3 protein-coding genes are annotated in these 3660 nt (G+C 69.6%); 2 read left to right on the forward strand and 1 reads right to left on the reverse strand.

Annotation, left to right across the window (positions count from 1 at the left end; genetic code table 11):
* On the reverse strand, positions 1-913 hold a 913-nt coding region (locus tag EB084_21680), incomplete at its 3' end, for a LytR family transcriptional regulator (protein NDD30876.1).
* Between the two features lie 350 nt (positions 914-1263).
* On the opposite strand from EB084_21680, the gene EB084_21685 reads away from it, so the two are divergent.
* The gene (locus tag EB084_21685) at positions 1264-2106 is read left to right on the forward strand and encodes a hypothetical protein (protein ID NDD30877.1); all 843 of its coding nucleotides are present in this window, start codon (positions 1264-1266) and stop codon (positions 2104-2106) included.
* A 136-nt stretch (positions 2107-2242) separates the two neighbouring features.
* Positions 2243-3660: hypothetical protein (locus tag EB084_21690; protein NDD30878.1), on the forward strand; the 1418-nt coding region annotated here is incomplete at its 3' end.

Below are 3660 nucleotides of genomic sequence, written 5' to 3' on the forward strand. Positions count from 1 at the left end.
AGGTGCCATCGATGAGCTGGTCGCTCCCCTCCACGCGGGCGCTCTTCATCTTCTTGCGATCGAAGCCCTTGTACAAGATGGCCAGGTCGATGAGATCGTCATACCCCAGGCTGGTGCTGATGTCGGTCTTCAGGGAGTGCTCGACCTGACCGATGCGCGAGAGGTTGCCCACCCGGGGCAGCTGCGCCATCATCGCCCTGAGGAACTGCTGCTGGCGACGCATGCGGCCCCGATCGCCCTCGGCGTCCTTGCGGAAGCGGATGTACCCCACCGCCTGCTGGCCGTTGAGGTGCTGGAGCCCCTTCTTGAGGTGGATGTGGAGGTTCCCCCAGTTGTCGTCGTAGTCCATGTCGCGCTCGACATCGAGGTCGACCCCACCGAAGGCGTCGACGACGTGCTCGACCGCATACGGTTTGATCACCACCGTGTGGTCGATGTGAACGCCGAGGAACTGCTCCACCGTCTTGCGCGCGAGATCGAGGTCACCGTTGGCCTTGTACGAGTAGGCCGTGTTGATCTTGTCGTGACCGTGCCCCGGGATCTCGACGCGCATGTCGCGCGGGATGGAGACCACGCTGAGCGTGTTCGCCTGCTTGTCGATGCGCACGACGAAGACGCTGTCGGAGCGCGCGTACTTTGTGTAGAGGATGCCCTTGCTGTCATGGTTGTAGTCGATGCCCAGGCAGAGCACGTACAGGGCGTCTCGTGCGCCGAAGGCGCGCTCCCCTGGGTGGCGCATGCTCTCGACCACGGTGCCCACGGTGCCCGCGCCACCGAGGGCGTGGAACAGGGCCCAGGCGATCCCTCCCGCAAGACCGACGCACGCCACACCAACGAACCAGAGCGCCAGAACCACCTTGCGAAAGGCACCGCGACGTGGGGAAGACCCCTTCTTCGAGTCGGGCCGGGGCACGCGCTCACCTCCTGGCGATTGCCTCCGGACCCGCAAGACCGCTGCAATCGAACTTGAACGATATTCGCGCCCGCCTGCCTCGTTCCTGGTTGGGCACGCAGCGCTCCCCCCGTCCACCGACATACGAAGGCCCGCAAGATTTGGCGATTCTTTAACAATATCGAGGTGTTTTCCTCACGGGGACGTGCTACGCTTGAAACAATCACCCGATTGGATCGAGCACAGTGCAGCAGATCGCAGGGTTCGTCCCGGTCCAGGCAACAAGCGTGCGCCCGCTCGTAGAGCGCGCAAGCACGGGACGTGAAGCAACGGTCGACGTCTACAGCCCGACAGCGCGCGCCGCAAACGACGTGCTCTCTCCCGCGCACGTTCGCGCCTTCCGCAGCGCCCCCCCGACGGGCACGCGCCCCTACTACGACGCCAAGGCCGACGCGGCCGACCGCGCGGCGTACTACGGCGGGCTAGAGACCGAGGCCGCCCAGCTCGACCCCAAGGCGCTCTTCGACCGCCTCAGCGACCTCGTGACGAAGACCCACACCACGGTTCTCGACTACAGCCCGTCCAGCGAGCTCTACCCTGTGGTCGATCGCCATCCGGATGGCAAGCTGCACAGCATCTACACCGTGCAGAGCGGTGTCTCTTGCGACGTGTCGAAGCACGCCTCTCGTGCGCAGTCGGTCGCCACGGCCGCCGCGGGTTCGGGGCCAGCCTTCCTGGCCGCGGTGAGCGCGGCAGACGAGTTCAACTGCGAGCACGTGGTGCCCCAGTCGTGGTTCGACAAGAAGCTGCCCATGCGCGGCGACCTGCACCATCTCTTTGCCTGCGACCCTGGCTGCAACAGCCTGCGCGGCAGCTACCCCTACTCCGATGAGCCGGACAGCGGCTCGGCCTGCGGCACCGTGAGCGCCGGCAAGGACGGCTTCGAACCCGCCACGGGCAAGGGCCCCGTGGCTCGGGCGACCCTGTACTTCCTGCTGCGCTACCCCGGCCAGGTGGGTGACGAGCCCGGTGAGTACTCCGCGGAAGACATCAAGACGCTCCTCGAGTGGAGCAAGAACGACCCGGTGGGAGAGTACGAGCAGCACCGCAATGCCGAGATCTTCCGCAAGCAGGGCAATCGCAACCCGCTCATCGATCACCCGGAGTGGAGCGAGCGCATCGACTTCACCCGCGGGCTCGGACATCGCCGCTGAGCGCCTGAATCGCCTCTCCAGGTCCGAACGACCCACGCGGTCGGGCCAGGAGGGGAGCCGTGCCCACCTGACCGCGTCTCCCCCGCATGGCGCGCGGCGGCGTCCCGTTCCGACCTCTATCGCGCGCACGCTGCTCGTGCTGCTGGCGCTCTTCCTGCGCCCCGCGTCCGGACAGACGCCAACGCTCGTTCTGCAGGCCGGGCACACCTCTCCCGTCACGGCTGTCGCGTTCTCCCGCGATGGGCGCTTCCTCGCCTCGGTGGCCGCTGACGGCCAGATCGCGCTGTGGGACATGCAGGCCCGGGCACTGCTGCACACCGCCCGCGGCGGCGGCGGAACGCCGCGGGTGCTCGCGTTCGCCCCCGACGGCCGAACCCTGGCCACCGGCGCGAGCAGCGGCGCGGTGGTCACGTGGGATGTCGATACCCTCACCCCGCGCCGCACCGACACAGCGGGCGACGCCCCGGTCGCCGCGGTCGCCTTCTCTCCAGATGGCCGCCGCCTGGCCGCCGCGACCTGGCGCCCGGAGACCCACGTCATCGCGGTCTTCGACACCGACACCGGAACGCCGTATCCGCCGCTGGCGGCCAGCGGCGGAGCGCCGAGAAGCCTTGCATTCTCACCGGACGGGGCGACCATCGCCCTGGGCGTCGACGGGCAGGTGACCGGGCAGAACCTCGTCGAGCTGTGGGACAGCCGCGCCGGACACCTCGCCCGCGTCGTGGCCTCGCCCGCGCAGGCCGCCACCTGCGTCTCGTTCGACCCCAGCGGACGGCTGCTCGCCGCGACAACCCCCGAGGGCACCGTGGAGCTCTTCGACATGGCCACGCTGGGCCGCGTGGCGTCGATTCGGCTGGGCGGGTCTCTGGCCTGCGTGGCGTGGGCGCCGGAAGGCGGCGTGCTGGCCGCTGCAGGCAGCCAGGGGGGCGCCATCTGCTCGGTGGGCGCGGGCGCTGCGCCACGGCCGCTCCAGAGCGACGGCCCCATTCGGGCGCTGGCCTGGTCGCCCGACGGCACCCTCCTCGCAGGAGGAGAGGGAGACGGTCACATCAGCCTGTGGAGCCCTCTCGGCGGTCGCATCGCCGGTTTCTCGGCGCGCGAGGCCTTCACGTGGACCCCCGCCTTCTCCCCCGATGGTCTCCTCGCCCTGCGCGGATGGCGCGACGAAGCAGGCGGCACCGACATCCTCGAATGGAGCTCGGCCGCCCCCGTGCTGCGCGCGCTCACGCTTCGCGCCGAGCCAGCCACGCCGACGTCACGCGCGCGAGGAGATCGCCCGCGTCGGGTGCACGCATTCGCCCCCCGGAACGAGCAGATCGCCACAGGAACCCCCGATGGCCGCGTGATCATCACCGATACCCGTGGGCGCGTGCTGCGCACGTTCGGAGGGCACGCGGGCGCCGTGACCGGTCTGGCCTTCTCCGCTGACGGCGCGTCGCTCGTGAGCGGCGGGGCCGATGGCACGGTGCGCCTGTGGACGCTGGCCACGGGGCGCCTGGCGCTGCGCCTCGCGATCGGCCAGCCTGTGCGCGCGGTGGCCGTCTCGCTCGGCGC

The sequence above is a fragment of the Pseudomonadota bacterium genome (assembly GCA_010028905.1).
Lineage (GTDB): Bacteria > Vulcanimicrobiota > Xenobia > RGZZ01 > RGZZ01 > RGZZ01.